Below are 24,689 nucleotides of genomic sequence, written 5' to 3'. Positions count from 1 at the left end.
GCCGGCGCGGCCGTCTTCAGCAGCTGAGCTGGCCGCGCAGCGCGCGCAGCGTGCGCATCGGGCCGGTGACTTCGAGCATGTGATCGCGCACGGTCACCGTGATGTCGGCCCCCTGCCATTTCGGCCAGCGCGCCGCGCGCATGCGGTAGCGCACGGTGCCGGGGCCGCGTTCCTTCAGCGTATAACCGAGCCGTTCCATGGCCTCGTCCAGCGTGCCGACCAGGTGGCAGGCCGAGAAGCGCGTCGTGACTTCGAAGCGGCCGGGCAAGGTGCGCGCGACCGTCGGCAGCAGGCCGCCCAGCAGCACGGGCACGACGATGTAGCCGAGCGGCGCCGTCGGGTCGATCAGGTGGAAGGCGAGCACCAGCGCGGGCAGGCCCAGCACCAGGCAAAGCAGCAGGAGCGCCAGGCGCTGCGCCGGCGAGGTGAGGGAGGGGCGATGCGGTCCCTTCCGGACGCGCTCGATTTCGGAAAACGTCACGCTTTTCATGGAGTGTCCTTTCGTTGAACGGCGGCAGGGACAGCCCGCACATTCCATTTTGATCAAGCGCCTCCATGGCGGATTGACTTCCCTCAAATTCGCCTTTTTCCGAAATAAATTGTTTTAGGACAAAAAGTTCCTGGTTGGAAAATTCTTTTCAGTTTGGAAATGCGTGAAATTTGTGCGAGATCTAACGGTTAGTCAGGCGTGGAGAATTTAAGCTGTGCCGACGGATCAGTGTAAAGACACGCGTTCCTGGATAGCGAGTCCGATTAATCTCTCAACGGAACTATCATGAAACTCAAATTTCTCGTTCTGGCCATGGCGGCGGGCGCGGCCCTTGTGGCGCAAGGCGCGGACGCGGCAACGGTCGACCGCACGGCACCCATCGTGACGGTGGACGACGGCCTGGGCGGCTTCAACGCGCATTTCGGCGATACGTTCGCACAATCGACTACCGGCAGCACCTTCACCGACATCTTCACCTTCGACGTCGGCACGCCGTTCGACGCGGCCGCGTCGCTGACGTCGTCCTACCTGGACACGCCGCAAACGAAGGATCTCCTGATCACGGGTCTCTCCCTGTACCGCTACGACCCCGTCACCAAGGCCATGCTGGGCACCGCCATCGCGGGCCTCAACGGGACTGGCGTCGATCCCGGCGCGCCCGATTCCTGGTCGCTGGCTGGCTATGGACTGACGAGGGGATCCTACGCGATCCAGGTGAATGGCCAGGTGCGCGGTGCCGGCGGCGGGGCTTTTGGCGCCGATCTGACGATTTCTCCGGTGCCGGAGCCGCAGACCTGGGGCATGCTGCTGGCCGGCCTGGGCGTGTGCTCGACGCTGGCATGGCGCCGGCGCCAGAGCGCGCGCGTACGGGCGGACGACGGGCGGATCCGGCGCCGCGCATGAACGGTTAGCGCGCCCGCGCGCGGCGGATCAGCGCACGCGCCGGTACAGGCGGAAGCGTTCGTCGCGGTCGGACGGGCGGCGGCCTTCCCACAGCAGGGTCCAGTCGCGGCCGTGGAACGGCAGCGCGGCCCCGCCGCGCACCAGCGCGCCGTTCTGCATCGGGCCCGTCTGTGCAGATGCCTTCCGGCCGACGCTGTCCTGCAGCAGCAGGAAGTGGCACGTGCCGCCGTCGACGGGGGCGAAGGGCAGGTGGCCGAAATACGCGAACGATGCGCGCTGGGCCGCACCGACGTTGGTGTCGATGCAGTCGGCGTCGGCCGGCAGGCGCGCGACGATCTGCTGGGCCACGCTGGCGTAGCTCTTGCCGTAGTTGAGGTCGGGCAGGAACAGCGTCATCAGCAGGACCCACAGCAGGATCAGGCCGCCCGACGACAGCACCACCGCGCGCCACAGCACGGACGGCTGGCGCGACAGGCGCCAGTTCACGAGGAAGATCCAGCCGACCGTCGTCGCGGCCGCGACGAGGAAGGCGACGATGCCGAATTCCGGCTTGAAGCCCGGCACCAGCTTGAGGGCGTTCTTGGCCAGTTGCGCGGGCCAGCCCGTCAGCTTGGCGATCCAGAACATCCAGACGAGCCCGCCCAGCAGGGTCAACACCATCACCGAGAACCAGTCGATCGCATTGATCGCGCCCCGCTTCATGGTCGGCAGGCCGAACGCGGCCATCAATGCCATCGGCGGCAGCAGCTTGAGCAGGTCCGTGCTTTCGGGCACGGGGTCGCACACGATCACGAGCGCGAGGACGCCGACGAAGCAGGTCGGCAGGATGATGTGCAGCAGCCCGTGCTGCCGGCGCCAGGCCCAGGCGGCCCAGGCGGCGAACGGCCAGGCCGGCCAGAAATACCAGATGCCGACGCGGAAGAAGGCCTTGATCGCATGCCAGCCCGGCACGCCCAGCTGCTCGGCGTTCCAGGCCAGCCAGTCGGCGACGGGCGACATGCCGTACGGATGCGCCAGCGTGGCCGGCACGACCCACACGAGGGTGACGGCGAGCGCGGTGCCGGCGGCCTGGCCGAGGTGGCGGAGCAGCGGGGCGGACGGCAGCTTGAGGACGCGGGTGCACAGGTAGAGCGCGGCCAGCAGGGCCAGCGGCGGTGCGTAGCCGCGCGCCAGGGTCAGCAGCCCCAGCGCGACACCGACGAGCACGGCGTTGCGTGGCGTGGCGTCCTCGATATAGCGTACCGAGCGGAACAGGAACCAGGACAGCAGCGCACCCTGCAGCGTGACGGCCAGCGTCTCGTGGCTGTGCAGCAACAGGCCGAGGCAGCCGAGATAGATCAGGACGGCCGTGTCGGCCAGCGTGCGCCCGTAGTCGTCCGGTTCCGGCTGGCCGCCGAAGGCCAGGCGCAGCGGCTGGGCTTCCGAACGCCGGCCCAGGTGGAAGGCGGTGTGCCACAGCGATACCGTGCCCAGCACGAAGATGCCGATGGTCGAGATGCGCGCCCCGAGCACGTCGCCCACGAGCCAGCCGAACAGCTTGATGCACAGCGCGCCGAGCCAGAACGTCAGCGGACCTTCGTCGGGCGACGGCAGGCCGGCGACGTTCGGCAACAGCCAGTCGTGGATGCCGCCGTGCGCCATCGTCCACATGATGCCGAAACTGGCGGCGTCATCCTTCCAGGGATCGCGCCCGATGAGGCCGGGCAGGATGTACAGCAGGCCGAGTGCGTACAAAGCCCAGCGTGGCAGCGCGAGGGTGGCGGCGGCGGGAAGGCGGACGGGTTTCATCGATAGCGCGCGAAATAATGCAGTAAATTAATGTCGCGTAGTATAAGGGGACCGTGCAAAAGCGTCGCGGGTGGCATTGCTACCAGTCGTAACGCGAAAAAAAAAGGAAGCCAGCGGCTTCCTTCTGGGAAAGCCCGTGGGCCTCCCGGTGTTCGCGCGTCGGGGACTTAGCCGTTGGCGACGCTGGTCTTCGAGCCGACCGAGCCGAACTTCTGGCGGAATTTTTCAACGCGGCCAGCGGTGTCGACGATCTTGTGCTTGCCGGTAAAGAACGGGTGCGATTCAGCGGACACCTCGATCTTGACCAGCGGGTAATCTTTACCTTCGAAATTGATGGTTTCGCGGGTCGAGATGGTCGAACGGGTGATGAATTTGAAATCGCAGGACAGGTCGTGGAACACGACTTCGCGGTAATCCGGATGGATATCGGTCTTCATGGTTTTGCCTCGGTTAGTTTGGTAGCCAAACGGCACTTCGTCGGTCGACCTGCTTCTTGACCCGATTGCCGATCACTTGCCAGGGTGGATACGGAACCGGCGATTATAAGCCAGCCGAGGTCCCAAGGCAACCGGTGCGGTTCAGGCATGCGGCAGGCGCGCCATCATGGTGAGGATCATGCCGCCGAAACCGATGACCATCGTGATGGCGGTTGCCGCCATCCATTTGCTCAGGTGGGCCGACTCGCCGTGGATGTCGGCCTTGAGTTCGGCCTTCAGTTCCGCCAGGTCTGCTTTGTTGGGTAACATGGTCAGCGTGGTGTCGAAGCGGGTTTCGAGGACCGTCAGCCGGCGGTCGAGCAACAGGTCCTTGTTGCGCTGGGCCGGGACGTCGCGCAATTCGTCGGGCGTCATCATCGTCATCTCCTTGGTGGGCTCGGGGCGGATTTTCCGCTCCCTGGTCGCCCAAGGCTTGACATGGATGAATCGTAGCGCATAAAACAAAAAAGGCGAGTACGACTCGCCTTTTCCGTTCGATGCCAGGGCTGGAGGATCAGCCGCCGCGACGCATCAGGTCGAAGAATTCGACGTTGTTCTTGGTCGCGCGCATCTTGTCGAGGATGAACTCCATCGCCTCGATCTCGTCCATCGAGTACAGCAGCTTGCGCAGGATCCAGATCTTTTGCAGCTGGTCCGGCTTGATCAGCAGTTCCTCGCGGCGGGTGCCCGACTTGTTCAGGTTGATCGCCGGGTAGACGCGCTTCTCGGCCAGGCGGCGCTCGAGGTGGACCTCCATGTTGCCGGTGCCCTTGAATTCCTCGTAGATCACGTCGTCCATGCGCGAGCCGGTCTCGATCAGGGCGGTCGCGACGATGGTCAGCGAGCCGCCTTCCTCGACGTTGCGGGCGGCGCCGAAGAAACGTTTCGGGCGCTGCAGCGCGTTGGCGTCGACACCGCCGGTCAGCACCTTGCCCGATGCCGGGATCACGGTGTTGTAGGCGCGCGCCAGGCGGGTGATCGAGTCCAGCAGGATCACGACGTCCTTCTTCATCTCGACGAGGCGCTTGGCCTTCTCCAGCACCATTTCCGCGACCTGGACGTGGCGGGTGGCCGGCTCGTCGAACGTCGACGCGACGACTTCGCCGCGCACCGAGCGCTGCATTTCCGTCACTTCCTCGGGACGTTCGTCGATCAGCAGCACGATCAGCGTGCAGTCCGGGTGGTTGGCGGTGATCGCGTGGGCGATGTGCTGCAGCATGACCGACTTGCCCGACTTCGGCGACGCGACGAGCAGGCCGCGCTGGCCCTTGCCGATCGGCGAGATCAGGTCGACGATGCGGCCGGTGATGTTTTCCGCGCCGTTCATGTCGCGCTCGAGGCGCAGCGGCTCGTTCGGATGCAGCGGGGTCAGGTTTTCGAACAGGATGCGGTGTTTCGAGGCTTCCGGCGATTCGCCGTTGACCTTGTCCACCTTCACCAGCGCGAAGTAGCGTTCGCCGTCCTTCGGCGTGCGCACCTCGCCTTCGATCGAGTCACCCGTATGCAGGTTGAAGCGGCGGATCTGCGACGGCGAGATGTAGATGTCGTCCGTCGAAGCCATGTAGCTCGCATCCGGCGAACGCAGGAAACCGAAACCGTCCGGCAACACTTCGAGCGCACCGTCGCCGAAAATCTGTTCGCCTTGTTTCGCGCGCTTCTTGAGGATCGCGAACATCAGTTCTTGTTTGCGCAGGCGGGCTGCGTTGTCGATATCCAGGCTGATCGCCATCTCCAGAAGGGCGGAGACGTGCATTGCCTTCAGTTCAGATAAGTGCATGTGTCGGGTGTCCCGTGACGGGAATGTAAAGGTAGGGGAGGGGACTGCGTGGGTTAATCAAAGGGATAGGATCGGAATCGATCGCCTACCCGGTCCGGAACAGGCGGCAGTGCGGGCGCGCTGCCGCCACCAATGGTATCAGATGTTGCTATCGATGAAAGCAGTTAACTGGCCTTTGGCCATGGCGCCGACTTTTTGGGCGGCTGCGACACCGTTCTTGAACAGGATCAGCGTGGGGATGCCGCGGATGCCGAACTTGGCCGGTACGGCCTGGTTCGCATCGACGTCCATCTTCGCGATCAGCAGCTTGCCATCGTATTCTTTTGCGACTTCTTCCAGGATCGGCGCGATCATCTTGCAGGGGCCGCACCACTCGGCCCAGAAGTCGACGAGGACCGGACGCTCGGACTTCAGCACGTCGGTTTCGAAAGATGCATCGCTGATGTGTTTGATGTTTTCGCTCATGTTTTCCTCAGTGAGAGGTAGGTCAATTAACGCCTGCAGGTCTTTTCGTGGACCTCTCGTCGATCCTGCTCGGTAGTGTCAGCCGGTTTCCGTACTTGTCAGACTGGCTTGCTGCACAAAGGTGGTGCCGATGTGTGCAATATTCAATAGTGGAAGAGCTGCAAGAGGATTGTCAGGCGGGGTTTAATCGGAATAATAACCGATTTTTTTGGAACGTGTTCGTGAGCTTTGTACAAAATCTCAACATCCTCGATGTTCCTGATGGACCTCACCAATTATCACCGAAGTCCGAACGTCCAGGCGACGTCGTCAGCCGACGCTGCCGGTGAACTTGTATAAATGTCCCGGGTGCCACATCGTCACGACCGACGCCACCTGGCCGTTCGACGTGGTGCGGCGCTTGAGCACGAGGCACGACGTGCCGGGCGCGACGTCCAGCATCTCGGCCACGTCGCGCGGCGCCGGCAATGCCTCGATGCTGTAGGTGGCGCCCTGCAGCGGCGCGGCCGTCATTAGGTGCTCGTTGGGCGTGATGCGCGCAAAATCCTGCTCCAGGTAGGCGGGCGCACAGGCCGGATTGACCCAGCGGTCCTCGACCTGGATCGGCTGGCCGTTTTCGTCGTGCACGATCAGCGAGTGGAACAGCGGCGTGCCGGGTTCGAGTTCGAACTGGCGCGCCAGCGCCTCGGCGGCCGGGCTTTGTTCGAGCAGGTGCGGGCGGCTCGCGTGGACATGGCCGCGCGCGCGCACTTCGTCGGCGATGTTGCGGATCTCGACCAGCGTGGCCTGGTACTTCTGCGGCGCGACATAGGTGCCCGAACCCTGGCGGCGCGTGAGCACCTGTTCCGCCGTCAGTTCGCGCACGGCCCGGTTGACGGTCATGCGCGAGACACCGAACTGGCGCACGAGCGCCTGCTCGGAGGGCACCAGATCGCCTTCCTTCCAGCGGCCCGCCGCGATTTCGCCGAGCAGATAGTCCTTGATGCGCTGGAAAATGGGTGTGCTGTCTTGCGCGATCTGTTCGTCCAAACTACTCTCCGGAATCCTGGGTGCCGCCTCGGCGATGAGAGGCGTTATTCTAGCATCGCGAATTCGAAAGCAAGACCCGAAGTGTTTGCCGGGGCGCCCGCGCTTACGATGGGGCCATCGAGAATCTGGAGACCGAGATGAACACCGCCACCATCCGCCGCACCGCCGCCGCACCCGTCGCCGCATCCGCCACCTACGTCACCGACGACGAGCGCTGGGCGGCCGTCGTCGCCCGCGCGCGCGACGCCGACGGCCAGTTTTATTATTCCGTGCGCAGCACGGGCGTGTACTGCCGGCCCTCGTGCCCGTCGCGCACGCCGCGCCGCGCCAACGTCGCCTTCCACGCGACGCCCGCCGACGCCGAGGCGGCGGGCTTCCGCGCCTGCCTGCGCTGCCGGCCGGACGCGCCGCCGCTGGCCGAACGCCAGGCCGACGCCGTGGCCAAGGCCTGCCGCCTGATCGACGCCGCCGAGGAGGAGCCGGACCTTGCCAGCCTGGCCGCGGCCTGCGGCATGAGCCGCTTCCACTTCCACCGCGTCTTCAAGGCGCACACGGGCATCACGCCCAAGGCCTATGCCGCGGCGCGCCGGGCCGAGCGCCTCCAGCAGGGACTCGCGCAGGCGGACAGCGTCACCGCGGCCGCCTACGACGCCGGCTTCAATTCCAGCGGCCGCTTCTACGCCGCGTCGTCCGGCATGCTGGGCATGACGCCCAAGCGCTATCGCAGCGGCGGGGGCGGGGAGGTCATCCGCTTCGCCGTGGCGCAGTGTTCGCTGGGCGCGCTGCTCGTGGCGGCGACCGACAAGGGCATCTGCTGCATCCTGCTGGGCGACGATCCGGACGCGCTCGTGCGCGATTTGCAGGACCGCTTCCCGAAAGCGGAATTGATCGGCGCCGAACCGGGCTTCGAGCGCACGGTGGCCCAGGTCGTCGCCTTCGTCGAAGCGCCGCGTCTGGGCCTCGACCTGCCTCTGGACGTGCGCGGCACCGCGTTCCAGCAGCGCGTCTGGCAGGCGCTGCGCCAGATCCCGGCCGGGCAGACGGTCGGCTATGCCGAACTGGCCGCCCGCCTCGGCATGCCGCAGGGCGCGCGCGCCATCGCGGGCGCCTGCGCCGCCAATCCGGTCGCGGTGGCGATCCCGTGCCACCGCGTCGTGCGCAACGACGGCTCGATCTCCGGCTACCGGTGGGGCGTCGAGCGCAAGCAGGCGCTGCTCCGGCGCGAGGCCAGCCAGGCTGCTGCCTTCAACGAGGTGGAGGCGTGACGGACGTCGACTGGGGCCGCGTCGCCGACGATCTGGACACGTTCGGCTGCGCCGTGTTGCCGTCCGTGCTGGATGCGGACCAGTGCGCGGCTTACGCGGCGGGCTACGCCGACGACGCGCCGTTCCGCAGCCGCGTCGTGATGGAGCGCCACGGTTTCGGGCGCGGCGAATACCGTTACTACGCATACCCGCTGCCGCCCGCTCTGGCGGACCTGCGCACGGCGCTGTATCCGCCGCTGGCGCGCATCGCCAACCGCTGGCAGGCCGTGCTTGGCCTCCCGGAACGCTATCCGGACGCGCACGCCGACTATCTGGCGCGCTGCCACGCGGCCGGCCAGCTGCGGCCGACGCCACTGCTGCTGCAGTACGGCCCGGGCGACTACAACTGCCTGCACCAGGACCTGTACGGCGACCACGTGTTCCCGCTGCAGGTGGCGGTGCTGCTGTCACGCTCCGGCGCCGATTTCAGCGGCGGCGAATTCGTCCTGACGGAACAGCGCCCGCGCATGCAATCGCGCGTCGAAGTGGTGCCGCTGGGGCAGGGCGACGCCGTCGTCTTCCCCGTGCACACCCGCCCCGTCAACGGCACGCGCGGCATCTACCGCGTCAACATGCGCCACGGCGTCAGCCGCATCCGCAGCGGCCATCGACACACCCTCGGCATCATCTTCCACGACGCCACCTGAAAATTCGGGGTCAAAATTCGGGGTCAGAGCACAAATTCGGGGTCAGAGCACATTTCAGGGCATTTGTTTTTCGTCAGCGCGACGCCGGCCGCGAGGCCGCTGCGCGGGACGCCATCCCATCGTATTCGCGACGTCGTCGACGAAGGATGCCGATCCCAGCGGCCGGCCGCCGTTGCCGGCGCGTCGTATCTCCGTGAGCAATTGCTCGGACAAGTCTTCACGGAACAAGTGGCGGTAGGCCGCCCGTCGGTCGATGTCATGCCTGCCCAGGCCGGTGTAGACCAGGTGCGGCGTGACGAGCGGATCTTCGGCGCCCAATGCGTTGGCCCGATAGCTCGACCAGGGGTAGGCCTCGGGCATCTCGACCATGCGCGCCCGGACGGGATTGAGCTCGATGTAGCGCTGGCAGATCAGCAGGTAGCGCTCGCTGTCGACCAGGCAGGATCGGAACCGTCCCTCCCAGAGTGTCCCGCTGCGCCCTTGCCGGCGGTTGAAATACTGGACGTAATGCTGGCCGAGACGCCGCATGAGCACGCTCGGTCCGGTACGACTGCCCGTCGACAGCAATAAATGAACGTGATTGGTCATGAGGACGTAGGCGTGGATGTGGCAGGCGGTCTCGGCCGCGTATTGGCGCAGCAGGGTCAGGTAGACAAGGTAATCGGACGGGCCGGCAAAACAGGGGCCGCGATTATTCCCGCGTTGGATGATGTGGAGCGGCACCGCAGGCAGTACCAGGCGTGTAGGGCGTGACATGGCAGCACGTGAAGACGAGAAGCCCCGACCTTAGCGAAGTGGGCGGTACGGTCATAGATGCGGCTCAATTGAGCGCAGCCCCTTGCTGCGAAAAGTGCTCTGACCCCGAATTCGACCCGAAAAATGCTCTGACCCCGAATTTGGCTTTGGAATTGTTGGCATTATGAAATCGACGAGGGCGATGAGAATTTTCATCAGGCGTTAGACATGCATATACTTCAGTCGTAGCATCGACATGCCTGCCTCAAGCAGGCATCACAACGATAATCGAAGGAGACAATCATGAGCGTATCGCGTCGCCTGTTCCTCGCGGCCCTCGGTGTGGCCGGCGTGTCCGGCGGGAGCCTGGCCCGGGCCGGGGACTTGCCGCATCCCCTCGTCGTCTACGATGACGAGTTGAAGAACGGTTTCCAGAACTGGAGCTGGGCCAAGGCGCAGCTGTCGGTCCCCATCGTCAACGGCAAGCCGATCCGGGTCCAGGGCGATCCGTGGAGCGCCCTCGCGCTGCACCACGAGCCGTTTTCCACGGAGGGGTACAGCAAGCTGACCTTCGTCATCAACGGCGGCAAGGACGGCGGCCAGGCCCTGATGATCAAGGCCATGGTCGACGGCAAAGCGATCGACGCGAACTACGTCATCCAGCCCAAGGCCAAGACGTGGGCCGTCGTCGAAGTGCCGCTCAAGGACATCAACGCGGCCGGCAAGACCATCGACACCATCATCTGGCAGGGACAGGGCAGCGCCTACACGCCGTACTTCATCACGCGCATCCAGTTCGAGTGAACGCGCCCTAAGGCAGCTCGCCGCCCGAGAACGGGTCGATCGAGTACGGGTAGACGGTGCCCAGGAAGCCCGGCTGGGCGCGCACGCGTTCGATCCAGCGGACGACGTGGGGATGGTCGGCCAACGCCAGTCCCGCTTCGTCCGCCCGGTGGACGTAGGCGAACAGCGACATGTCGGCGATCGTGTACGTGGCGCCCGCGATGAACGGGCGCGGCGCCAGTTCGCGCTCGAGGATCGCCAGCGCCTTGTGCGCGACGACGCGCAGGCGTTCGACCAGCGCCGGCGCGCGCCGCGCCAGCTTGCCCGTCAGCGTCCAGTGGCGCAACGTGGCGATCGACGCCACGTGGTCCTGCTCGAACGACAGCCATTGTTGCACCTTCGCCTGGTCGAACGGATCGGCCGGCGAATACGGCGTGCCGTGCGCCAGATACGTCAGGATGGCGTTCGACTCGGCCAGCGCGCGGCCGTCGGGCAGGCGCAGCGCGGGCACGGCGCCGGTCGGGCTCACGGCCAGGAACCCGGCACGCTGGCCTTCGCCTTCGAAGATGCGCACGATCTCCGTGCGGTACGGGATGTCGAGGTGGTTCAGCAGCAGGCGGACCTTCCAGGCGTTCTGGGAGGGCAGGTAATCGTACAGGGTGAGCATCACGGTCTCCAGTGGTTGAGCCATGATTGGACCAGCACGCGCCGCGCCGCACCCTCCGGTTCTTGCGGTCGAACCGCGGCCCGGCGATTGACCACAATGTAAATTTCGATACACTCTGTTTCTTGCGATCGAACCGCAACCCGGTTCATCGGCAACCCAAAACGGAGACCCCCGATGCGCCTGCGCCACAAGCAAGCAAGGCCCACCCTCATTGCCCTGGCCCTCGCCTTCGCGGCCACGGCCCACGCCACCACCGTCATCGACAACGCCAACGGCTACACGCTGAACGCCAAGGGCGACGTCGTCCAGTTCGCGGCCCTCGCGTTCGACGATGCCGGCCGCATCGTCGCCGTCGGCTCCGCGTCCGACGTGGCAACCAAGGCCCCGCAAGCCAGGCACGTCGACATGGCCGGCCGCACCGTGCTGCCCGGCCTCATCGATGCGCATGGCCACGTGTTCGGCCTGGGCGAGATGCTGATGCAGCTCGACCTGTCGGCCACGACGTCGCTGCCGCAGGCGCTGGCCGCCATCCGCGACTACGCGCGCGCCAACGCCGGCGCCGCGTGGGTGCGCGGGCGCGGCTGGAACCAGGAGAACTGGAAGCTGGGCCGCTTCCCGACGGCGCGGGAACTCGACGGCGCCGTGGCCGACCGGCCTGTCTGGCTCGAGCGCGTCGACGGCCACGCCGGCTGGGCCAACGGCCGCGCGCTGGCGCTGGCCGGCATCACGGACACGACGCCCGACCCCGCCGGCGGCAAGATCGTGCGCGACGCCGCCGGCCACGCGACGGGCGTGCTGGTCGACGCGGCGCAGGCGATGGTCTACAAGGTTCTGCCGCAGCCGACCGGGCAGGAAGCCCGCACGATGCTCGACCGCGCGCTGGACAAGATGGCCAGCGTCGGCCTTACGGGCGCGCACGACGCGGGCGTCAAGGTCGGCCAGGACCGCCTGTACCGCGACTATGCCGACCACGGCAAGCTGACGGCGCGCATCTACGCGATGATCGGTGGCACCGGCGCCGACTTCGACCGGTTGTCGAACAACGGCCCGCTGATCGGCTACGCCCACGACATGTACGCGCTGCGCGCCGTGAAGCTGTACGCCGACGGCGCCCTGGGCAGCCGCGGCGCCGCGCTGCTGGCGCCGTACACGGACGACCCGCATTCGCACGGCCTGCTGTTCCATTCGAACGAGGAGATCGACGCGATGATCGCCAAGGCCATGCGAAAGGGCTACCAGGTCAACGTGCACGCGATCGGCGACGCCGACAACCGCCAGATCCTCGACGCCTTCGCCAAGGAGATCCCGGCCCATCACGGCGCGGCGCTGCGCCACCGCATCGAGCACGCCCAGGTCGTCGCGCCGGCCGACATCCCGCGCTTCAAGCGCGTCGGCATCATCCCGTCGATGCAGCCGACGCACGCGACGTCCGACAGGAATATGGCGGAGCAGCGCATCGGCCCGGAACGCATGAAGGGCGCGTACGCGTGGCGCTCGTTCCTGGCGCAGGGCTCGCGCATCGCGTGCGGCTCGGATTTTCCCGTCGAGTCGCCGAACCCGTTCTTCGGCATCCACGCGGCCGTCACGCGCCAGGACGCGGCCGGCAACCCGATCGCCGGCTGGTATCCAGAACAGGCGATGTCGCTCAAGGAAGCGTTCCGCTGCTTCACGCTCGACGCGGCGTACGCCGGCCATCAGGAAAAAGCGCTAGGCTCGCTCGAAGTCGGCAAATACGCCGACTTCATCGTCGTCGACCAGGACTTGTTCAAGATGTCGCCGTACGACATCCACAAGATCGGCGTGCTGCAAACGTGGGTCGGCGGACGGCAGGTCTGGCAAAAAAAAATAACCCGCCCACGCCGCGTGGGTTGACGTAGTTGTATAGACAACTTAGACTGTCTGGAAAGCGGGCATTGCTTCGTCCCGCGCATCCTTTTCGAGGAGTCCAACATGACCCAAGCCTCTCCTACCGCGGACCCGCGTTTCGATCCCACCCGCGTCATCCGCGCCCCGCGCGGCAGCGAACTCACCTGCAAGAACTGGCTGACCGAAGCGGCCTACCGCATGCTGCAGAACAACCTGGATGCCGAGGTGGCGGAAAACCCGCAAGGCCTCGTCGTCTACGGCGGCATCGGCCGCGCGGCGCGCGACTGGGCGTGCTTCGACCAGATCCTCGCGTCGCTGCGCGAGCTGGAGGACGACCAGACCCTGCTCATCCAGTCCGGCAAGCCGGTCGGCGTGTTCCAGACGCACCCGGACGCCCCGCGCGTGCTGCTCGCGAACTCGAACCTCGTGCCGAAGTGGGCGACGTGGGAGCATTTCAACGAGCTCGACCGCAAAGGCCTGTTCATGTACGGCCAGATGACGGCCGGTAGCTGGATCTATATCGGCACCCAGGGCATCGTGCAGGGGACGTACGAGACGTTCGCCGAAGCCGGCCGCCAGCACTTCGGCGGGGACATGGCGGGCAGGTGGATCCTGACGGCGGGCCTGGGCGGCATGGGCGGCGCGCAGCCGCTGGCCGCCACGTTCGCGGGCGCCGTGTCGCTCAACGTCGAATGCCAGCAGAGCAGCATCGACTTCCGCCTGCGTACCCGCTACCTGGACAAGCAGGCGCGGGACATCGACGAGGCGCTGGCGATGATCGAGACGCACAAGGAGCGCAAGGAAGCCGTCTCCATCGGCCTGCTCGGCAACGCGGCCGACGTGCTGCCGGAACTCGTGCGCCGGGCGAAAGAAGGTGGACTCGTACCGGACCTCGTCACGGACCAGACGTCCGCCCACGACCTGATCCACGGCTACCTGCCGCGCGGCTGGACCGTCGAGCAGTGGCAGGCGGCGCAGCGCGATCCGGCCCGGCATGCGCAACTGAAGCAGGCCGCGGCCGAATCCTGCGCCGTGCACGTGCAGGCGATCCTCGACTTCAAGGCGCTGGGCGCGCATGCCGTCGACTACGGCAACAACATCCGCCAGGTCGCGTTCGACCAGGGCGTAGCGAATGCCTTCGACTTCCCCGGCTTCGTGCCGGCCTACATCCGCCCGCAGTTCTGCGAAGGCCGCGGCCCGTTCCGCTGGGTCGCGCTGTCCGGCGACCCCGAAGACATCTATAAAACCGACGCGAAGATCAAGGAACTGTTCCCGCAGCACGCGCGCGTGCACCGCTGGCTCGACATGGCGCGCGACCGCATCGCGTTCCAGGGCCTGCCGGCGCGCATCTGCTGGCTGGGACTCGGCGAGCGCCATCTGGCGGGCCTCGCCTTCAACGAGATGGTGCGCATGGGCGAGCTGAAAGCGCCGATCGTGATCGGCCGCGACCACCTGGACACCGGCTCCGTCGCGAGCCCGAACCGCGAGACGGAAGCCATGCGCGACGGCACCGACGCCGTCTCCGACTGGCCCCTGCTGAACGCCATGCTGAACACGGCCGGCGGCGCGACGTGGGTGTCGCTGCACCACGGCGGCGGCGTCGGCATGGGCTATTCGCAGCACGCCGGGGTCGTCATCGTCGCGGACGGCACCGAGGCCGCCGATAAACGCCTGGCCCGCGTCCTCGTCAACGATTGCGCGTCGGGTGTGATGCGCCATGCGGACGCCGGCTACGAACTCGCGATCGAGACGGCCAAGCGCTTCGGCCTGCGCCTCCCGATGATCAAGTAAGACAGCACATAGCCACCATAACATCATGACCCAAGACCACCACCTGACCCTCAACCCCGGCGCCCTGTCGCTGACCGACCTGCGCACGGCCTGGGGCACGCCCGGCCGGCTCACGCTGGCACCGGAGGCCTATGCCGCCATCGCGACGTCGGCCGCGACCGTGCAAGCCATCGTCGCCAAGGGCGATCCGGCCTACGGCATCAACACCGGCTTCGGCATCCTGGCCAAGCGCCACATCCCGGCGGACCAGCTCGAGCAGCTGCAGCGCAACCTGATCCTGTCGCATGCGGTCGGCACCGGCGAGCTGCTGCCGGACCACGTCGTGCGCCTGATCCTGCTGACCAAGATCGGCAGCCTTGCGCGCGGCTATTCCGGCGTGCGCACGCTGATCGTCGACACGCTGATCGCCCTGTACAACGCCGGCATCATGCCCGCGATTCCGTGCCAGGGTTCCGTCGGCGCGTCCGGCGACCTCGCGCCGCTGGCGCACATGACGCTCGCGCTGCTGGGCGTCGGCCAGGTGCGCATGCGCGGAGAGATCATGGACGCCCGCACCGCGCTGGACGCGGCCGGCATCGCGCCGGTCGTGCTGGCGGCGAAGGAGGGCCTGGCCCTGATCAACGGCACGCAGGTGTCGACGGCGCTGGCGCTGCACGGCCTGTTCCTGGCCGAGCGCCTGCTGGAAGCGGCGATGGTGACGGGCAGCCTGTCGCTGGACGCCGCGCGCGGCAGCGACGCCCCGTTCGACCCGCGCGTGCACGCGGTGCGCGGCCAGCCGGGCCAGATCGCGGCGGCGAAGATTTATCGGGAACTGGTGGCGGGCAGCGCGATCCGCGCGTCGCACCTCGTCGGCGACGAGCGCGTGCAGGACCCGTACAGCCTGCGCTGCCAGCCGCAGGTGATGGGCGCCGTGATGGACTTGATCGCCCAGGCCGGCCGCACCCTGCTGGTCGAATCGAATGCCGTCACCGACAATCCGCTCGTGTTCCCGGACACCGGCGAAGTGATTTCCGGCGGGAATTTCCACGCGGAACCTGTCGCGTTCGCCGCCGACACCCTGGCGCTGGCCATCGCCGAGATCGGCGCCCTGGCCGAGCGCCGCATCGCGCTGCTGATCGACGCCACCCTGTCCGGCCTGCCGCCTTTCCTCGTGCGCGAGCCGGGCGTCAACTCCGGCTTCATGATCGCCCACGTGACGGCGGCCGCGCTGGCGTCGGAAAACAAGTCGCTGGCGCATCCGGCCAGCGTCGACAGCCTGCCGACGTCCGCGAACCAGGAAGACCACGTGAGCATGGCGACCTTCGCGGCGCGCCGTCTCGGCCAGATGGCGCACAATACGGGTGTCATCGTCGGCATCGAGCTGCTGGCGGCGGCGCAGGGGATCGAATTCCACCGCCCGCTGACGAGTTCTAGCCACCTGGAACATGTTCATGCAAAATTGCGCGAGCACGTGAAGGCATTCGACGAAGACCGCTTCTTCGCGCCGGACATCGAGGCGGCGCGCCGGATGGTGATGGAGGGCGAGCTGTCGGCCGCGTGCAAGGACTTGTTCGCCGCACTGCACTGAAAGGACAGGAAACGCAATGGATTTCAGGTTCAAGGCGGGTTCGGTGCCGCTGCTGCTGTCGATGCCCCATGCCGGCACCGACATCCCCGACGATATCGCGGCGCGCATGGCGCCGTGCGCGCAGGCCCGGGCCGACACGGACTGGCACCTGCCCGACCTGTACGCGTTCGCGGACAGCCTCGGCGCATCGACCCTGTCGGCGCGCTGGTCGCGCTACGTGGTCGACCTGAACCGCCCGCCCGAGGACACGAACCTGTACCCGGGCCAGGACACGACGCGCCTGTGCCCCGTCGACACGTTCGGACGCGAACGCCTGTACCTGCCCGGCCAGGAGCCGGACGCCGACGAGATCGAGCGCCGCCTCGAGACGTATTGGCGCCCGTACCACCGCCAGCTGCGCGCGGAGCTCGATCGCCTGCTGGCGCGGCACGGCCAGGTCGTGCTGTGGGACGCGCATTCGATCGCGTCCGTCGTCCCGCGCTTTTTCGAAGGGCGCCTGCCCGACCTGAACTTCGGCACGGCCGACGGCCGTTCGTGCTCGCTGCAGCTGCAGGGCGAGATGATGCGCGTGGCCGAATCGCAGGACCGTTTCGCCTTCGTCTTCAACGGTCGCTTCAAGGGCGGCCACATCACGCGCTTCTACGGCGACCCTGCGGCCGGCGTGCACGCGATCCAGCTCGAGATGTGCCAGTGCCTGTACATGGACGAGGCGCCGCCGTTCGACTACCGGCCCGACGTCGCCGGCAAGGTGCAGCCGCTGCTGCGCGAGTTTCTCGAGGATGCCATCGCGTGGGCGCGCGCGGGAGGGCATGCAGGAGGACGCCCATGAGCGCCCTGTTCGCGCGCCACGCCCTGCTGGCCGAAGGCTGGCACCGGGACGTGCTGCTCGAATGGGACGCGCGCGGCGACCTGACGCAGGTCGCGCCGGACGCTTCTGCGCCGCCCGGCGTGGCGCGCGCCGACTACGTCCTGCCGGGCATGATCAACCTGCATTCGCACGCTTTCCAGCGCGCTTTCGCCGGTTTGACCGAAAGGGCGGAAGGTGGATCCAACCGCGGCCCGGACAGCTTCTGGACGTGGCGCGACCTGATGTACCGCATCGCCAACCGCATCACGCCCGAGCAGATGGAAGCCGTGGCCGCGCAGCTGTACGCCGAATGCCTGCGCCATGGCTACACGGCCGTCTGCGAATTTCATTACGTCCACCGGGCGCCGGGCGGCCACGTCTACGGCAACCCGGCCGAGACGGCGCAGCGCATCGCCCAGGCTGCGCGCGAAGCGGGCATCGGCGTGACCTTGCTGCCCGTGATGTATGCGTACGCGGGTTTCCGCGACACGCCGTTGCGGCAGGACCAGGAACGCTTCCGCACGGATCCGGCCCACGTGCTGCGCATCGTCGAGGCGCTGGAACCGCTGCGCGGCCCCCAGCTGGAAGTGGGCGCGGCGCCGCATTCGCTGCGCGCCGTGTCGGCCGGCCAGTTGCGCGAGCTGGTGCAGGGACTGCCGGCCGGACGGCCGCTGCACATCCACATCGCGGAGCAGCAGCTCGAAGTGGCGCAGTGCGTGGAGGCGACCGGCATGCGGCCCGTCGATTACCTGATGCACCAGGCCGACGTCGACGCGCGCTGGTGCTTCGTGCATGCCACCCACCTGTCCGACGGGGAGCGCGACCGGATCGCGGCCAGCGGCGCCGTCGCGGGGCTGTGCCCGACGACGGAAGCGAACCTGGGCGACGGCCTGTTCCCGCTGGCGCCGTACATCGCGGCCGGCGGGCGCTTCGGCATCGGCAGCGACAGCCACGTGTCGCAAAGTCCGGTCGAAGAATTGCGCTGGCTCGAATATGGCCAGCGGCTCGCGCAGCAGCGCCGCAACGTCGCCGTCCGCGGCGGACAGCGCGACGTGGCCGCCTTCCTGTGGCAGCAGGCGCTGGCGGGCGGCGCGCAGGCGGCCGGGCGCCGCCTCGGCGTGCTCGCGCAGGGCCGGCGCGCCGACCTGCTCGTGCTGGACAGCGCGCACCCGAACCTGGACGGCGTGCCGGCGGACGAGGTGCTGGGCCGCTTCCTGTTCAGCGGCAACGACAACCTCGTGCGCGACGTGCTGGCCGGCGGCCACTGGGTGGTGCAGGGCGGCCGCCACAAGGCGCAGGATGCGATTGCGCAGCGCTACAAGGCCGCAGCGCGTACACTGCACGCACATTGATTCCCATGACGATGAGGTGCAAGCGATGACGATGCTGATTCCGTATGCAGGCCTCGAGCCGGTATCGTGGAAGAACGGCGGCGGCAGTACCACAGAGATCGCCGTGTTCCCGCCCGATGCCGGCTTCGAGGACTTCGACTGGCGCGTGAGCCTGGCCACGATCGCGAACGACGGTCCGTTCTCCGCCTTCCCCGGCGTCGAGCGCACGCTGGTGCTCGTGGACGGCCACGGCATGACGCTCGACATCGACGGCGCGCCCACCCTGCTGTCGAAAGCGGAACCGGTCGCCGCCTTCGACGGCGAGGCGCGCGTGGACGCCAAGCTCAATCGCGGCCCCAGCACGGACTTCAACGTGATGACGCGCACGGACCGCTGCTGGCACCGTTTCGGCCGCCGCCAGCTGGACGGCGATTCCACCTTCGTCGCGCGCGCCGACGTCACCGTGCTGTTCCTGGCCGAAGGCGACAGCCTGGAGCTGTGCAGCGACGACCAGCGCATCAACCTCGTGCGCTTCGACGCCGTCGTGCTCGACCCGGACACGTCGTGGAAGCTGCGGGCGGAGCAGGGCGCCATCTTCATCGTCGACATCCATTACTACGACGACGAAAACGACCTCGAAGACGAGGACGGCGCCTATGAGTGAGTCCGTCGACGTCCTGTACGCGAACGCGCGCCTGGCCACGCTGACGGAAGGTTACGGCATCGTCGAGGACGGCGCCGTGGCGGTGCGCGCCGGGCGCATCGCGTGGGTCGGGCCGCGCAGCGACGCCCCGCCGGCCACACGCACCCACGATTGCGGCGGCCTGTGGCTGACGCCCGGCCTCGTCGACTGCCACACGCACGTCGTCTACGCGGGCAACCGCAGCGACGAATGGGAAGCGCGCCTGAACGGCGCCACCTACGAAGACATCGCGCGCGCGGGCGGCGGCATCATGTCCACGGTGCGCGCCACCCGCGCGGCGTCCGAAGACGAGTTGTTGCGGGCCAGCCTGCCGCGCATCCGCGCCCTGCTGGCCGAGGGCGTCACCACCCTGGAGATCAAGTCCGGCTACGGTCTCGACCTGGAGTCCGAGGCGAAGATGCTGCGCGTGGCCCGCCGCGTGGGCGCGCAGCTGCCGGTGACGGTGACGACGACGTTCCTGGGCGCGCACGCGCTGCCGCCCGAGTACGCGGGCCGCGCCGACGATTACGTCGACATGCTGTGCACCCGGATGCTGCCGGCGCTGGCGGCGCAAGGCCTCGTCGACGCCGTCGACGCGTTCTGCGAGCGCATCGGCTTTTCGCACGACCAGACGGCGCGCGTGTTCGACGTGGCGCGGCGTCTCGGGCTGCCCGTCAAGCTGCACGCGGAGCAGTTGTCGGACCAGGGCGGCGCGGCGCTCGTGGCGCGCTACGGCGGGTTGTCGGCCGATCACCTCGAATGGCTGTCGCCCGAAGGCGTGGCCGCGATGGCGCGCGCGGGCACCGTCGCCGTGCTGCTGCCCGGCGCGTATTACTTCCTGCGCGAGACGCGCATGCCGCCGCTGGCCCAGTTGCGCGATGCGGGTGTGCCGCTGGCCGTCGCCACCGACTGCAATCCGGGCACGTCGCCGATGACGTCGCTGCTGCTGGCGATGAACATGGCGTGCACGCTGTGGCGCCTGACGCCGCTGGAAGCCCTGCGCGGCGTGACCGTCAACGCGGCGCGCGCGCTGGGCCGCACGGACACCGGCTGCCTGGCGCCGGGGCAGCGCGCCGACTTCGCGCTGTGGGACATCGCCCGCCCGGCCGACCTGGCCTACGCCATCGGCGCGAACCCGTGCCGCGGCGTCGTCCACGCGGGCGTGTGGCGCACGCCCACGGACGCCGCATGCTGAGATTCGCCTGGCTGGTGCTCGCCTGCGCCGGCATCCTGTCGTCCGCCCACGCCGACGACGTGCTGCGCGTGGGCTCGAAGCGCTTCACCGAGTCGTACATCCTGGGCGAGATCCTGACGCAGACTGCCGCGCGCACGGGGCCGGCCGAGCACAAGCAGGGGCTGGGCAATACCGCGATCGTGCTGGGCGCGCTGCGTTCGGGCGCGATCGACGTTTATCCGGAATACCTGGGCACCATCGACCTGGAGATCCTCAAGAATCCGCGGCCGACGTCGCTGGACGCGATGCGCGCGGCGCTGCGTCCGCTGGGCCTGGGCGTGGCCGTGCCGCTGGGCTTTTCCAACGGCTACGCGCTGGCCGTGCGCGGCGATGCGAAGCTGCGCCGCCTGTCCGACCTGGCGCTGCACCCGGCATTCAAGATCGGGCTGTCGCATGAATTCCTCGGCCGCGCGGACGGCTGGCCCGGTCTCGCGCGGCGCTACGGCCTGCCGCAGCAACCGCGCGGCCTCGACCACGGCATCGCCTATGAAGCGCTGGCCCAGCGCCAGGTCGACGCCATCGACATCTATTCGACGGACGCCAAGATCCGCCAGTACGGCCTGCGCGTGCTGGACGACGACAAGCATTATTTTCCCCGCTACGATGCCGTGCTGCTGTACCGCCTCGACGTGCCGCGGCGCTTTCCGCAGGCGTGGCATGCCATCGAGAAGCTGGAGGGCACGATCAAGGCGGACGACATGATCGCGATGAATGCGGCGGCCGAGCTGGATGGACAAAGCTTCGCGGCAATCGCGCGGGCGTGGTTGACCCATGATGCCCCGTCCGTCGCGCGCGACGGCCTGCTCGCCAAAACCTTCGGCAATGGTTTTATCAATCTTGCGCGCCAGCACCTGCTGCTGGTCGTATGCGCCGTACTGCTCGGCTGCGTCGCCGGCATTCCTCTCGGCATCGTGGCCGCGCTCGTGCCGCGCCTGCGCCAGGCCGTGCTGGCCGTGGCGGGCGTGCTGCAGACGGTGCCGTCGCTGGCCCTGCTGGCGATCCTGATCCCGCTGCTCGGCCGCATCGGCACGGTCCCGGCCCTCGTCGCCCTGTGCGCGTACGCGCTGCTGCCCATCGTGCGCAATACGTGCACGGGGCTGCTGGAAGTGCCGCCCGGCTTGCGCACGGCGGCGCTGGCGCTGGGGCTCACGCGGCGGCAGGCGCTGGTCCAGGTCGAGCTGCCGCTGGCCGCGCCGACGATCCTGGCGGGCGTCAAGACGGCCGCCGTGATGAGCGTCGGCACGGCGACGATTGCCGCGTTCATCGGCGCCGGCGGCTTCGGGGAGCGCATCACGACGGGTCTCGCGCTGAACGACAACGACATGCTGCTGGCGGGCGCGATCCCGGCCGCGCTGCTGGCCTTGCTGACCCAGGCGGCCTTCGAGCTGGGCGAGCGCCTGCTGGCGCGCCGGCGCTACAGGGATTGAAGCTTGGAACGGGTTGTCGAGATCGCGCGGTGCAGGATGCGTTCCGCGTGAAAATCGTTTTCGCGCTGGACGGCGATCGCGTGCAGGCTGCGGGTGTAGGTGTCGATCCGGGAACGCAGCCAGGCCCGGTAGACCCATCGGGTAATCGACATGCTGTGCGGTTTTGTCGGCTTTTTCATGTCCATGTCCTCGTCATGGACTCCATTGTCCCGCTCGACGCGTTCTTGCATTTGTGATCACTCAATCGCGTCCGGGCACCCAAAACCTCAGCTTTCTGTTACCGAAGTAAGCATTTGTAAGGAACCTGCAAATCCGGCAGCGGGACGCTTATATTGAAACCGTTGGATTCAAGTCTCCCCTCCCCATCCGACGAATGGGTTCCCCCACGGCGCTGCCACGCAGCCCGTGGGTTTTTTCTTTGCCGAATCAGGACTGGGCCAGCGCGGCCAGGGGTGCGCCCGTGACGCGGCAGATGCGCCAGTCGGGCAGGATCTCGGCGCCCATCGACTCGTAGAAGTTAATCGCGGGCGTGTTCCAGTCCAGCACGGACCACTCGAAGCGGCCGCAGCCCCGTTCGACGGCCAGGCGCGCCAGATGTTTCAACATGCGGCTGCCGATACCCTTGCCGCGATGCGTTTGCCGCACGTACAGATCTTCCAGATAAAGGCCGCGCTTGGTGAGGAAAGTCGAGAAATTGTGGAAGAACAGCGCGAACGTCACGACTTCGCCGTCGAGCTCGCCGACGATGGCTTCGCAGGCCGGATGCGGGCCGAACAGTCCTTCGTGCAATTTTTCTTCCGTCGCCACGACGAGGTGCTCGAGTTTCTCGAACACGGCCAGCTCGACGATCATCGATTGGATATGGGTGATGTCGGCCGGCGTGGCGGGGCGGATGGCGAAGGTGGTGTCAGGCATCATGGAGTCGTTTCGATGGCATCGTTGAGGGTGACGGACGGGACGGGCTTGGCGGCCGGCGAACGCAGGGCCCACGCGACGCTGCCCAGGCACACGGCCATGCCCAGCCACTCGGCGGGGCCGGGGCGGTAGTGCTCGAGCTTGATCGACAGCAGCACGGAGATCACGGGCGTGATGACGCCGATGTACACGGCCTTGTTCGAGCCGATGCGGTTGATCAGCGTGAAATAGCAGATGAAGGCGACGACCGAGCCGAAGATCGACAGGTGCAGCAAGCCCAGCACATAGCTGGCCGTGCGCGGAATGATGAAGGGTTGCCCCGTCGCGACGCACCACGCGGCGACCATGCAGGTGCCCCAGAACATCGACCAGCCCGTCGTGAGCACCAGGTTGTTCGATTCTTCTCGCACCTTGCCGACGACGATGCTGCCGGCCGAGCTGACGATCGACGCGACGATGCCCAGCAGCAGGCCGAGGAGAAAATGGCCCTGGCCGCCCTGGTGCAGGTCGCGCAGGGCGGCGCCGATCGCGTGCCAGAACAGCAGCGTGACGCCGCCGATCGCGGCCGCGCCGGCGCCCCACGTGCGGCGCGGGATCGGCGTGCCGAACGCAAGCCGGGAGAGCATCGGCGTCCAGAACACCATCAGCGCGAACAGCACGGCGACGAGCGCCGAGACGACGTATTGCTCCGCGTTATATGTGCAGACGTACGACAGGCCGAAGATGAAAAAGGCTTGCAGCACGGCCCAGCGCTGCACGCGCCAGGGCAGGCGCAGCTTGTCGCCGCGCAGCAGGCAGAACGCGAACAGCGTCAGCGACGCGAGCGCGAACCGGTAGACGACCGAGACGGCGGGCGGCACTTCGCCCAGCTCGAGCGTGATGGCGAAGAAGGTCGATCCCCAGATCAGGGAGGCCAGGGTGAACAGGGCGTAGGAGGGCATCGCGAAAGTATATCGCGATCGTCCTCCCGATGTGGCCGGTGGCCAATTCTCAGTGCGTCACGCGCGTCGTGTACCCGTTGCTGAGCAGCCGTACGCGTTCGCCCGGCCGGAACATCTCGTCGGCCGCCTGCGTGATGGAACGCAGTTCGCCATTGTCGAGCTTGACGGTGATTTCGAAGCCGGGCCGGTTGTTGGCCTGGTTCTCGACGCGGTTGCCGATGATGCCGCCCGCGACGGCGCCGAGGATGCCGACGGCGGCCGAGCCGTTGCCGTGGCCGACCTGGGACCCGCCCAGGCCGCCCAGCGCGGCGCCGGCCATCGTGCCGACGCCGGATTCCGGGTTGGCGATGGTGACGTTGCGGACGGATTCCACGGTGCCCATGCGCACCGATTGTTCATTCATCGTCTGGTAGCTGCTGTAGACGCTGCCCGAGTTCGATGGGCCCGCGCAGGCGGCGAGCAGGGCGGACAGCGCGACGAGGGCGAGGGCGGAGATGCGTTTCATTTTTTGACTCCAGTGATTCCAATTTCAATAGGCTCAATAGGCTCAATAGGTTCAATAGGCGACGTGCAGGCGACGATACAGGAAGCCCAGCACGAACAGCGGACCGATCAGCAGGAAGCGCAAGTCGTCGAAGAACGACGGTTTCTTGCCTTCGATCTTGTGACCGATGAACTGGCCGATCCACGCGACGACGAAGATCGCGATCGACAGCGGCAACACGGTGAACGGCGGCATCAGCGCCAGCACGGCCAGCATCACGGCGCTCATCAGGAGCATGCCGAATGCGAACGGCGGCGACAGCCGGAAGTAATACACGAGCGCTCCGAGCGCGGCGGCGACGGCCAACGCCGGGTGGATGCTCCACAGGATGCCCAGCAAGGTGAACACGATGACGGGCACGCAGACGAAATGGATCAGCTCATTGGTCGGGTTGCGGTGGCTGTCGCTGTACTGGTCGAGCAGCACGTCGATGGTGCGCGGCTGGGTCATCGGGGTCTCCGGTGCGTGGTCGTGTGTTCG

26 protein-coding genes are annotated in these 24,689 nt (G+C 67.3%); 12 read left to right on the top strand and 14 right to left on the bottom strand.

The window, feature by feature from the left end; genetic code table 11:
- Positions 1-16: 16 nt before the first annotated feature.
- Positions 17-490, bottom strand: a complete 474-nt coding sequence (locus tag ISF28_RS04320; RefSeq protein ID WP_198115918.1) for a hypothetical protein — start codon at positions 488-490, stop codon at positions 17-19.
- 285 nt (positions 491-775) lie between these two features.
- Between ISF28_RS04320 and ISF28_RS04315 the strand changes: the two genes are divergently transcribed.
- Positions 776-1,393 (top strand): FxDxF family PEP-CTERM protein, encoded by a 618-nt coding sequence (locus tag ISF28_RS04315; protein ID WP_198115917.1) that lies wholly within the window; start codon positions 776-778, stop codon positions 1,391-1,393.
- A 27-nt stretch (positions 1,394-1,420) separates the two neighbouring features.
- Here the strand turns inward: ISF28_RS04315 and ISF28_RS04310 are convergent, their stop codons facing one another.
- The 6 genes from ISF28_RS04310 to hutC all read right to left on the bottom strand — a co-directional run bounded on the left by ISF28_RS04310 (position 1,421) and on the right by hutC (position 6,928).
- Positions 1,421-3,181 (bottom strand): ArnT family glycosyltransferase, encoded by a 1,761-nt coding sequence (locus ISF28_RS04310; protein ID WP_198115916.1) that lies wholly within the window; start codon positions 3,179-3,181, stop codon positions 1,421-1,423.
- Positions 3,182-3,348: 167 nt separating this feature from the next.
- Positions 3,349-3,618 (bottom strand): type B 50S ribosomal protein L31, encoded by a 270-nt coding sequence (locus tag ISF28_RS04305; RefSeq protein ID WP_056124537.1) that lies wholly within the window; start codon positions 3,616-3,618, stop codon positions 3,349-3,351.
- Between the two features lie 141 nt (positions 3,619-3,759).
- Positions 3,760-4,035 (bottom strand): hypothetical protein, encoded by a 276-nt coding sequence (locus tag ISF28_RS04300; RefSeq protein ID WP_198115915.1) that lies wholly within the window; start codon positions 4,033-4,035, stop codon positions 3,760-3,762.
- Between the two features lie 136 nt (positions 4,036-4,171).
- Complete coding sequence (rho, locus tag ISF28_RS04295) at positions 4,172-5,434, bottom strand: transcription termination factor Rho (protein WP_036236120.1); 1,263 nt, start codon at positions 5,432-5,434, stop codon at positions 4,172-4,174.
- Positions 5,435-5,572: 138 nt separating this feature from the next.
- Positions 5,573-5,899, bottom strand: coding sequence for a thioredoxin TrxA (gene trxA / locus ISF28_RS04290; RefSeq protein WP_036236119.1), 327 nt, complete (start codon positions 5,897-5,899; stop codon positions 5,573-5,575).
- A gap of 309 nt (positions 5,900-6,208) precedes the next feature.
- Positions 6,209-6,928 (bottom strand): histidine utilization transcriptional repressor HutC, encoded by a 720-nt coding sequence (gene hutC, locus ISF28_RS04285; protein WP_229518869.1) that lies wholly within the window; start codon positions 6,926-6,928, stop codon positions 6,209-6,211.
- Between the two features lie 137 nt (positions 6,929-7,065).
- Here hutC and ada point away from each other — a divergent pair, with 137 nt between their 5' ends.
- Positions 7,066-8,193 carry a bifunctional DNA-binding transcriptional regulator/O6-methylguanine-DNA methyltransferase Ada gene (ada, locus tag ISF28_RS04280; RefSeq protein ID WP_198115913.1) on the top strand — a complete coding sequence of 376 codons (1,128 nt, stop codon included), beginning with the start codon at positions 7,066-7,068 and terminating at the stop codon, positions 8,191-8,193.
- Positions 8,190-8,879, top strand: coding sequence for a 2OG-Fe(II) oxygenase (locus ISF28_RS04275; protein ID WP_198115912.1), 690 nt, complete (start codon positions 8,190-8,192; stop codon positions 8,877-8,879). Before ada ends, ISF28_RS04275 begins: the two co-directional genes overlap by 4 nt.
- Before the next feature lie 54 nt (positions 8,880-8,933).
- Here ISF28_RS04275 and ISF28_RS04270 read toward each other — a convergent pair whose 3' ends face one another.
- Positions 8,934-9,635: a transposase gene (locus ISF28_RS04270; protein ID WP_229518868.1), complete on the bottom strand. Its 702-nt coding sequence runs from the start codon at positions 9,633-9,635 to the stop codon at positions 8,934-8,936.
- Between the two features lie 282 nt (positions 9,636-9,917).
- Between ISF28_RS04270 and ISF28_RS04265 the strand changes: the two genes are divergently transcribed.
- Positions 9,918-10,418 (top strand): hypothetical protein, encoded by a 501-nt coding sequence (locus ISF28_RS04265; protein ID WP_198115911.1) that lies wholly within the window; start codon positions 9,918-9,920, stop codon positions 10,416-10,418.
- Between the two features lie 7 nt (positions 10,419-10,425).
- Here ISF28_RS04265 and ISF28_RS04260 read toward each other — a convergent pair whose 3' ends face one another.
- Positions 10,426-11,088: a glutathione S-transferase family protein gene (locus ISF28_RS04260; protein ID WP_198115910.1), complete on the bottom strand. Its 663-nt coding sequence runs from the start codon at positions 11,086-11,088 to the stop codon at positions 10,426-10,428.
- Between the two features lie 150 nt (positions 11,089-11,238).
- Here ISF28_RS04260 and ISF28_RS04255 point away from each other — a divergent pair, with 150 nt between their 5' ends.
- The 8 genes from ISF28_RS04255 (at position 11,239) to ISF28_RS04220 (ending at position 21,809) form a co-directional block, all read left to right on the top strand.
- Positions 11,239-12,936, top strand: coding sequence for an amidohydrolase (locus tag ISF28_RS04255; RefSeq protein WP_198115909.1), 1,698 nt, complete (start codon positions 11,239-11,241; stop codon positions 12,934-12,936).
- 78 nt (positions 12,937-13,014) lie between these two features.
- The gene (hutU, locus tag ISF28_RS04250) at positions 13,015-14,721 is read left to right on the top strand and encodes a urocanate hydratase (RefSeq protein WP_198115908.1); all 1,707 of its coding nucleotides are present in this window, start codon (positions 13,015-13,017) and stop codon (positions 14,719-14,721) included.
- Between the two features lie 25 nt (positions 14,722-14,746).
- Complete coding sequence (gene hutH, locus ISF28_RS04245; RefSeq protein ID WP_198115907.1) at positions 14,747-16,288, top strand: histidine ammonia-lyase; 1,542 nt, start codon at positions 14,747-14,749, stop codon at positions 16,286-16,288.
- 16 nt (positions 16,289-16,304) lie between these two features.
- Entirely contained in the window at positions 16,305-17,117 is an 813-nt protein-coding gene (gene hutG, locus ISF28_RS04240; protein ID WP_198115906.1) for an N-formylglutamate deformylase, read from the top strand.
- Positions 17,114-18,487, top strand: a complete 1,374-nt coding sequence (locus tag ISF28_RS04235; protein ID WP_198115905.1) for a formimidoylglutamate deiminase — start codon at positions 17,114-17,116, stop codon at positions 18,485-18,487. The genes hutG and ISF28_RS04235 overlap by 4 nt, the downstream gene beginning before the upstream one ends.
- Positions 18,488-18,512: 25 nt before the next feature.
- Complete coding sequence (locus ISF28_RS04230) at positions 18,513-19,130, top strand: HutD/Ves family protein (RefSeq protein WP_198115904.1); 618 nt, start codon at positions 18,513-18,515, stop codon at positions 19,128-19,130.
- Positions 19,123-20,343: an imidazolonepropionase gene (gene hutI, locus ISF28_RS04225; protein ID WP_198115903.1), complete on the top strand. Its 1,221-nt coding sequence runs from the start codon at positions 19,123-19,125 to the stop codon at positions 20,341-20,343. Before ISF28_RS04230 ends, hutI begins: the two co-directional genes overlap by 8 nt.
- Positions 20,337-21,809 (top strand): ABC transporter permease/substrate-binding protein, encoded by a 1,473-nt coding sequence (locus ISF28_RS04220; protein ID WP_198115902.1) that lies wholly within the window; start codon positions 20,337-20,339, stop codon positions 21,807-21,809. The genes hutI and ISF28_RS04220 overlap by 7 nt, the downstream gene beginning before the upstream one ends.
- On the opposite strand, the gene ISF28_RS04215 is transcribed toward ISF28_RS04220, so the two are convergent.
- From ISF28_RS04215 to ISF28_RS04195, 5 genes are all read right to left on the bottom strand, one after another.
- On the bottom strand, positions 21,797-21,988 hold the full coding sequence (locus ISF28_RS04215) for a hypothetical protein (protein WP_198116191.1): 192 nt from the start codon (positions 21,986-21,988) through the stop codon (positions 21,797-21,799). The two genes, ISF28_RS04220 and ISF28_RS04215, sit on opposite strands and share 13 nt — an antisense overlap.
- A 247-nt stretch (positions 21,989-22,235) precedes the next feature.
- Positions 22,236-22,727 (bottom strand): GNAT family N-acetyltransferase, encoded by a 492-nt coding sequence (locus tag ISF28_RS04210; protein ID WP_198115901.1) that lies wholly within the window; start codon positions 22,725-22,727, stop codon positions 22,236-22,238.
- Positions 22,724-23,665: a DMT family transporter gene (locus tag ISF28_RS04205; protein ID WP_198115900.1), complete on the bottom strand. Its 942-nt coding sequence runs from the start codon at positions 23,663-23,665 to the stop codon at positions 22,724-22,726. Before ISF28_RS04205 ends, ISF28_RS04210 begins: the two co-directional genes overlap by 4 nt.
- A gap of 49 nt (positions 23,666-23,714) precedes the next feature.
- Positions 23,715-24,170, bottom strand: a complete 456-nt coding sequence (locus ISF28_RS04200) for an outer membrane lipoprotein (protein ID WP_198115899.1) — start codon at positions 24,168-24,170, stop codon at positions 23,715-23,717.
- A gap of 51 nt (positions 24,171-24,221) precedes the next feature.
- Positions 24,222-24,659, bottom strand: coding sequence for an Mpo1 family 2-hydroxy fatty acid dioxygenase (locus tag ISF28_RS04195; protein WP_198115898.1), 438 nt, complete (start codon positions 24,657-24,659; stop codon positions 24,222-24,224).
- Positions 24,660-24,689 lie beyond the last annotated feature (30 nt).

The sequence above is a fragment of the Massilia rhizosphaerae genome, from assembly GCF_016093545.1.
Taxonomy (GTDB): domain Bacteria; phylum Pseudomonadota; class Gammaproteobacteria; order Burkholderiales; family Burkholderiaceae_D; genus Telluria; species Telluria rhizosphaerae.
The sequence above is the reverse complement of the archived record's forward strand: the minus strand, read 5'-3'. Positions and strand labels throughout refer to the sequence as shown.

What these genes read in the sequence shown, in the direction of transcription:
- ISF28_RS04320 (WP_198115918.1), bottom strand. Translation starts at nt 490, where the DNA reads ATGAAAAGCGTGACGTTTTCCGAAATCGAGCGCGTCCGGAAGGGACCG.
- ISF28_RS04315 (WP_198115917.1), top strand. Translation starts at nt 776, where the DNA reads ATGAAACTCAAATTTCTCGTTCTGGCCATGGCGGCGGGCGCGGCCCTT.
- ISF28_RS04310 (WP_198115916.1), bottom strand. Translation starts at nt 3,181, where the DNA reads ATGAAACCCGTCCGCCTTCCCGCCGCCGCCACCCTCGCGCTGCCACGC.
- ISF28_RS04305 (WP_056124537.1), bottom strand. Translation starts at nt 3,618, where the DNA reads ATGAAGACCGATATCCATCCGGATTACCGCGAAGTCGTGTTCCACGAC.
- ISF28_RS04300 (WP_198115915.1), bottom strand. Translation starts at nt 4,035, where the DNA reads ATGATGACGCCCGACGAATTGCGCGACGTCCCGGCCCAGCGCAACAAG.
- rho (WP_036236120.1), bottom strand. Translation starts at nt 5,434, where the DNA reads ATGCACTTATCTGAACTGAAGGCAATGCACGTCTCCGCCCTTCTGGAG.
- trxA (WP_036236119.1), bottom strand. Translation starts at nt 5,899, where the DNA reads ATGAGCGAAAACATCAAACACATCAGCGATGCATCTTTCGAAACCGAC.
- ada (WP_198115913.1), top strand. Translation starts at nt 7,066, where the DNA reads ATGAACACCGCCACCATCCGCCGCACCGCCGCCGCACCCGTCGCCGCA.
- ISF28_RS04270 (WP_229518868.1), bottom strand. Translation starts at nt 9,635, where the DNA reads ATGTCACGCCCTACACGCCTGGTACTGCCTGCGGTGCCGCTCCACATC.
- ISF28_RS04265 (WP_198115911.1), top strand. Translation starts at nt 9,918, where the DNA reads ATGAGCGTATCGCGTCGCCTGTTCCTCGCGGCCCTCGGTGTGGCCGGC.
- ISF28_RS04260 (WP_198115910.1), bottom strand. Translation starts at nt 11,088, where the DNA reads ATGGCTCAACCACTGGAGACCGTGATGCTCACCCTGTACGATTACCTG.
- ISF28_RS04255 (WP_198115909.1), top strand. Translation starts at nt 11,239, where the DNA reads ATGCGCCTGCGCCACAAGCAAGCAAGGCCCACCCTCATTGCCCTGGCC.
- hutU (WP_198115908.1), top strand. Translation starts at nt 13,015, where the DNA reads ATGACCCAAGCCTCTCCTACCGCGGACCCGCGTTTCGATCCCACCCGC.
- hutH (WP_198115907.1), top strand. Translation starts at nt 14,747, where the DNA reads ATGACCCAAGACCACCACCTGACCCTCAACCCCGGCGCCCTGTCGCTG.
- hutG (WP_198115906.1), top strand. Translation starts at nt 16,305, where the DNA reads ATGGATTTCAGGTTCAAGGCGGGTTCGGTGCCGCTGCTGCTGTCGATG.
- ISF28_RS04235 (WP_198115905.1), top strand. Translation starts at nt 17,114, where the DNA reads ATGAGCGCCCTGTTCGCGCGCCACGCCCTGCTGGCCGAAGGCTGGCAC.
- ISF28_RS04230 (WP_198115904.1), top strand. Translation starts at nt 18,513, where the DNA reads ATGACGATGCTGATTCCGTATGCAGGCCTCGAGCCGGTATCGTGGAAG.
- hutI (WP_198115903.1), top strand. Translation starts at nt 19,123, where the DNA reads ATGAGTGAGTCCGTCGACGTCCTGTACGCGAACGCGCGCCTGGCCACG.
- ISF28_RS04220 (WP_198115902.1), top strand. Translation starts at nt 20,337, where the DNA reads ATGCTGAGATTCGCCTGGCTGGTGCTCGCCTGCGCCGGCATCCTGTCG.
- ISF28_RS04215 (WP_198116191.1), bottom strand. Translation starts at nt 21,988, where the DNA reads ATGAAAAAGCCGACAAAACCGCACAGCATGTCGATTACCCGATGGGTC.
- ISF28_RS04210 (WP_198115901.1), bottom strand. Translation starts at nt 22,727, where the DNA reads ATGATGCCTGACACCACCTTCGCCATCCGCCCCGCCACGCCGGCCGAC.
- ISF28_RS04205 (WP_198115900.1), bottom strand. Translation starts at nt 23,665, where the DNA reads ATGCCCTCCTACGCCCTGTTCACCCTGGCCTCCCTGATCTGGGGATCG.
- ISF28_RS04200 (WP_198115899.1), bottom strand. Translation starts at nt 24,170, where the DNA reads ATGAAACGCATCTCCGCCCTCGCCCTCGTCGCGCTGTCCGCCCTGCTC.
- ISF28_RS04195 (WP_198115898.1), bottom strand. Translation starts at nt 24,659, where the DNA reads ATGACCCAGCCGCGCACCATCGACGTGCTGCTCGACCAGTACAGCGAC.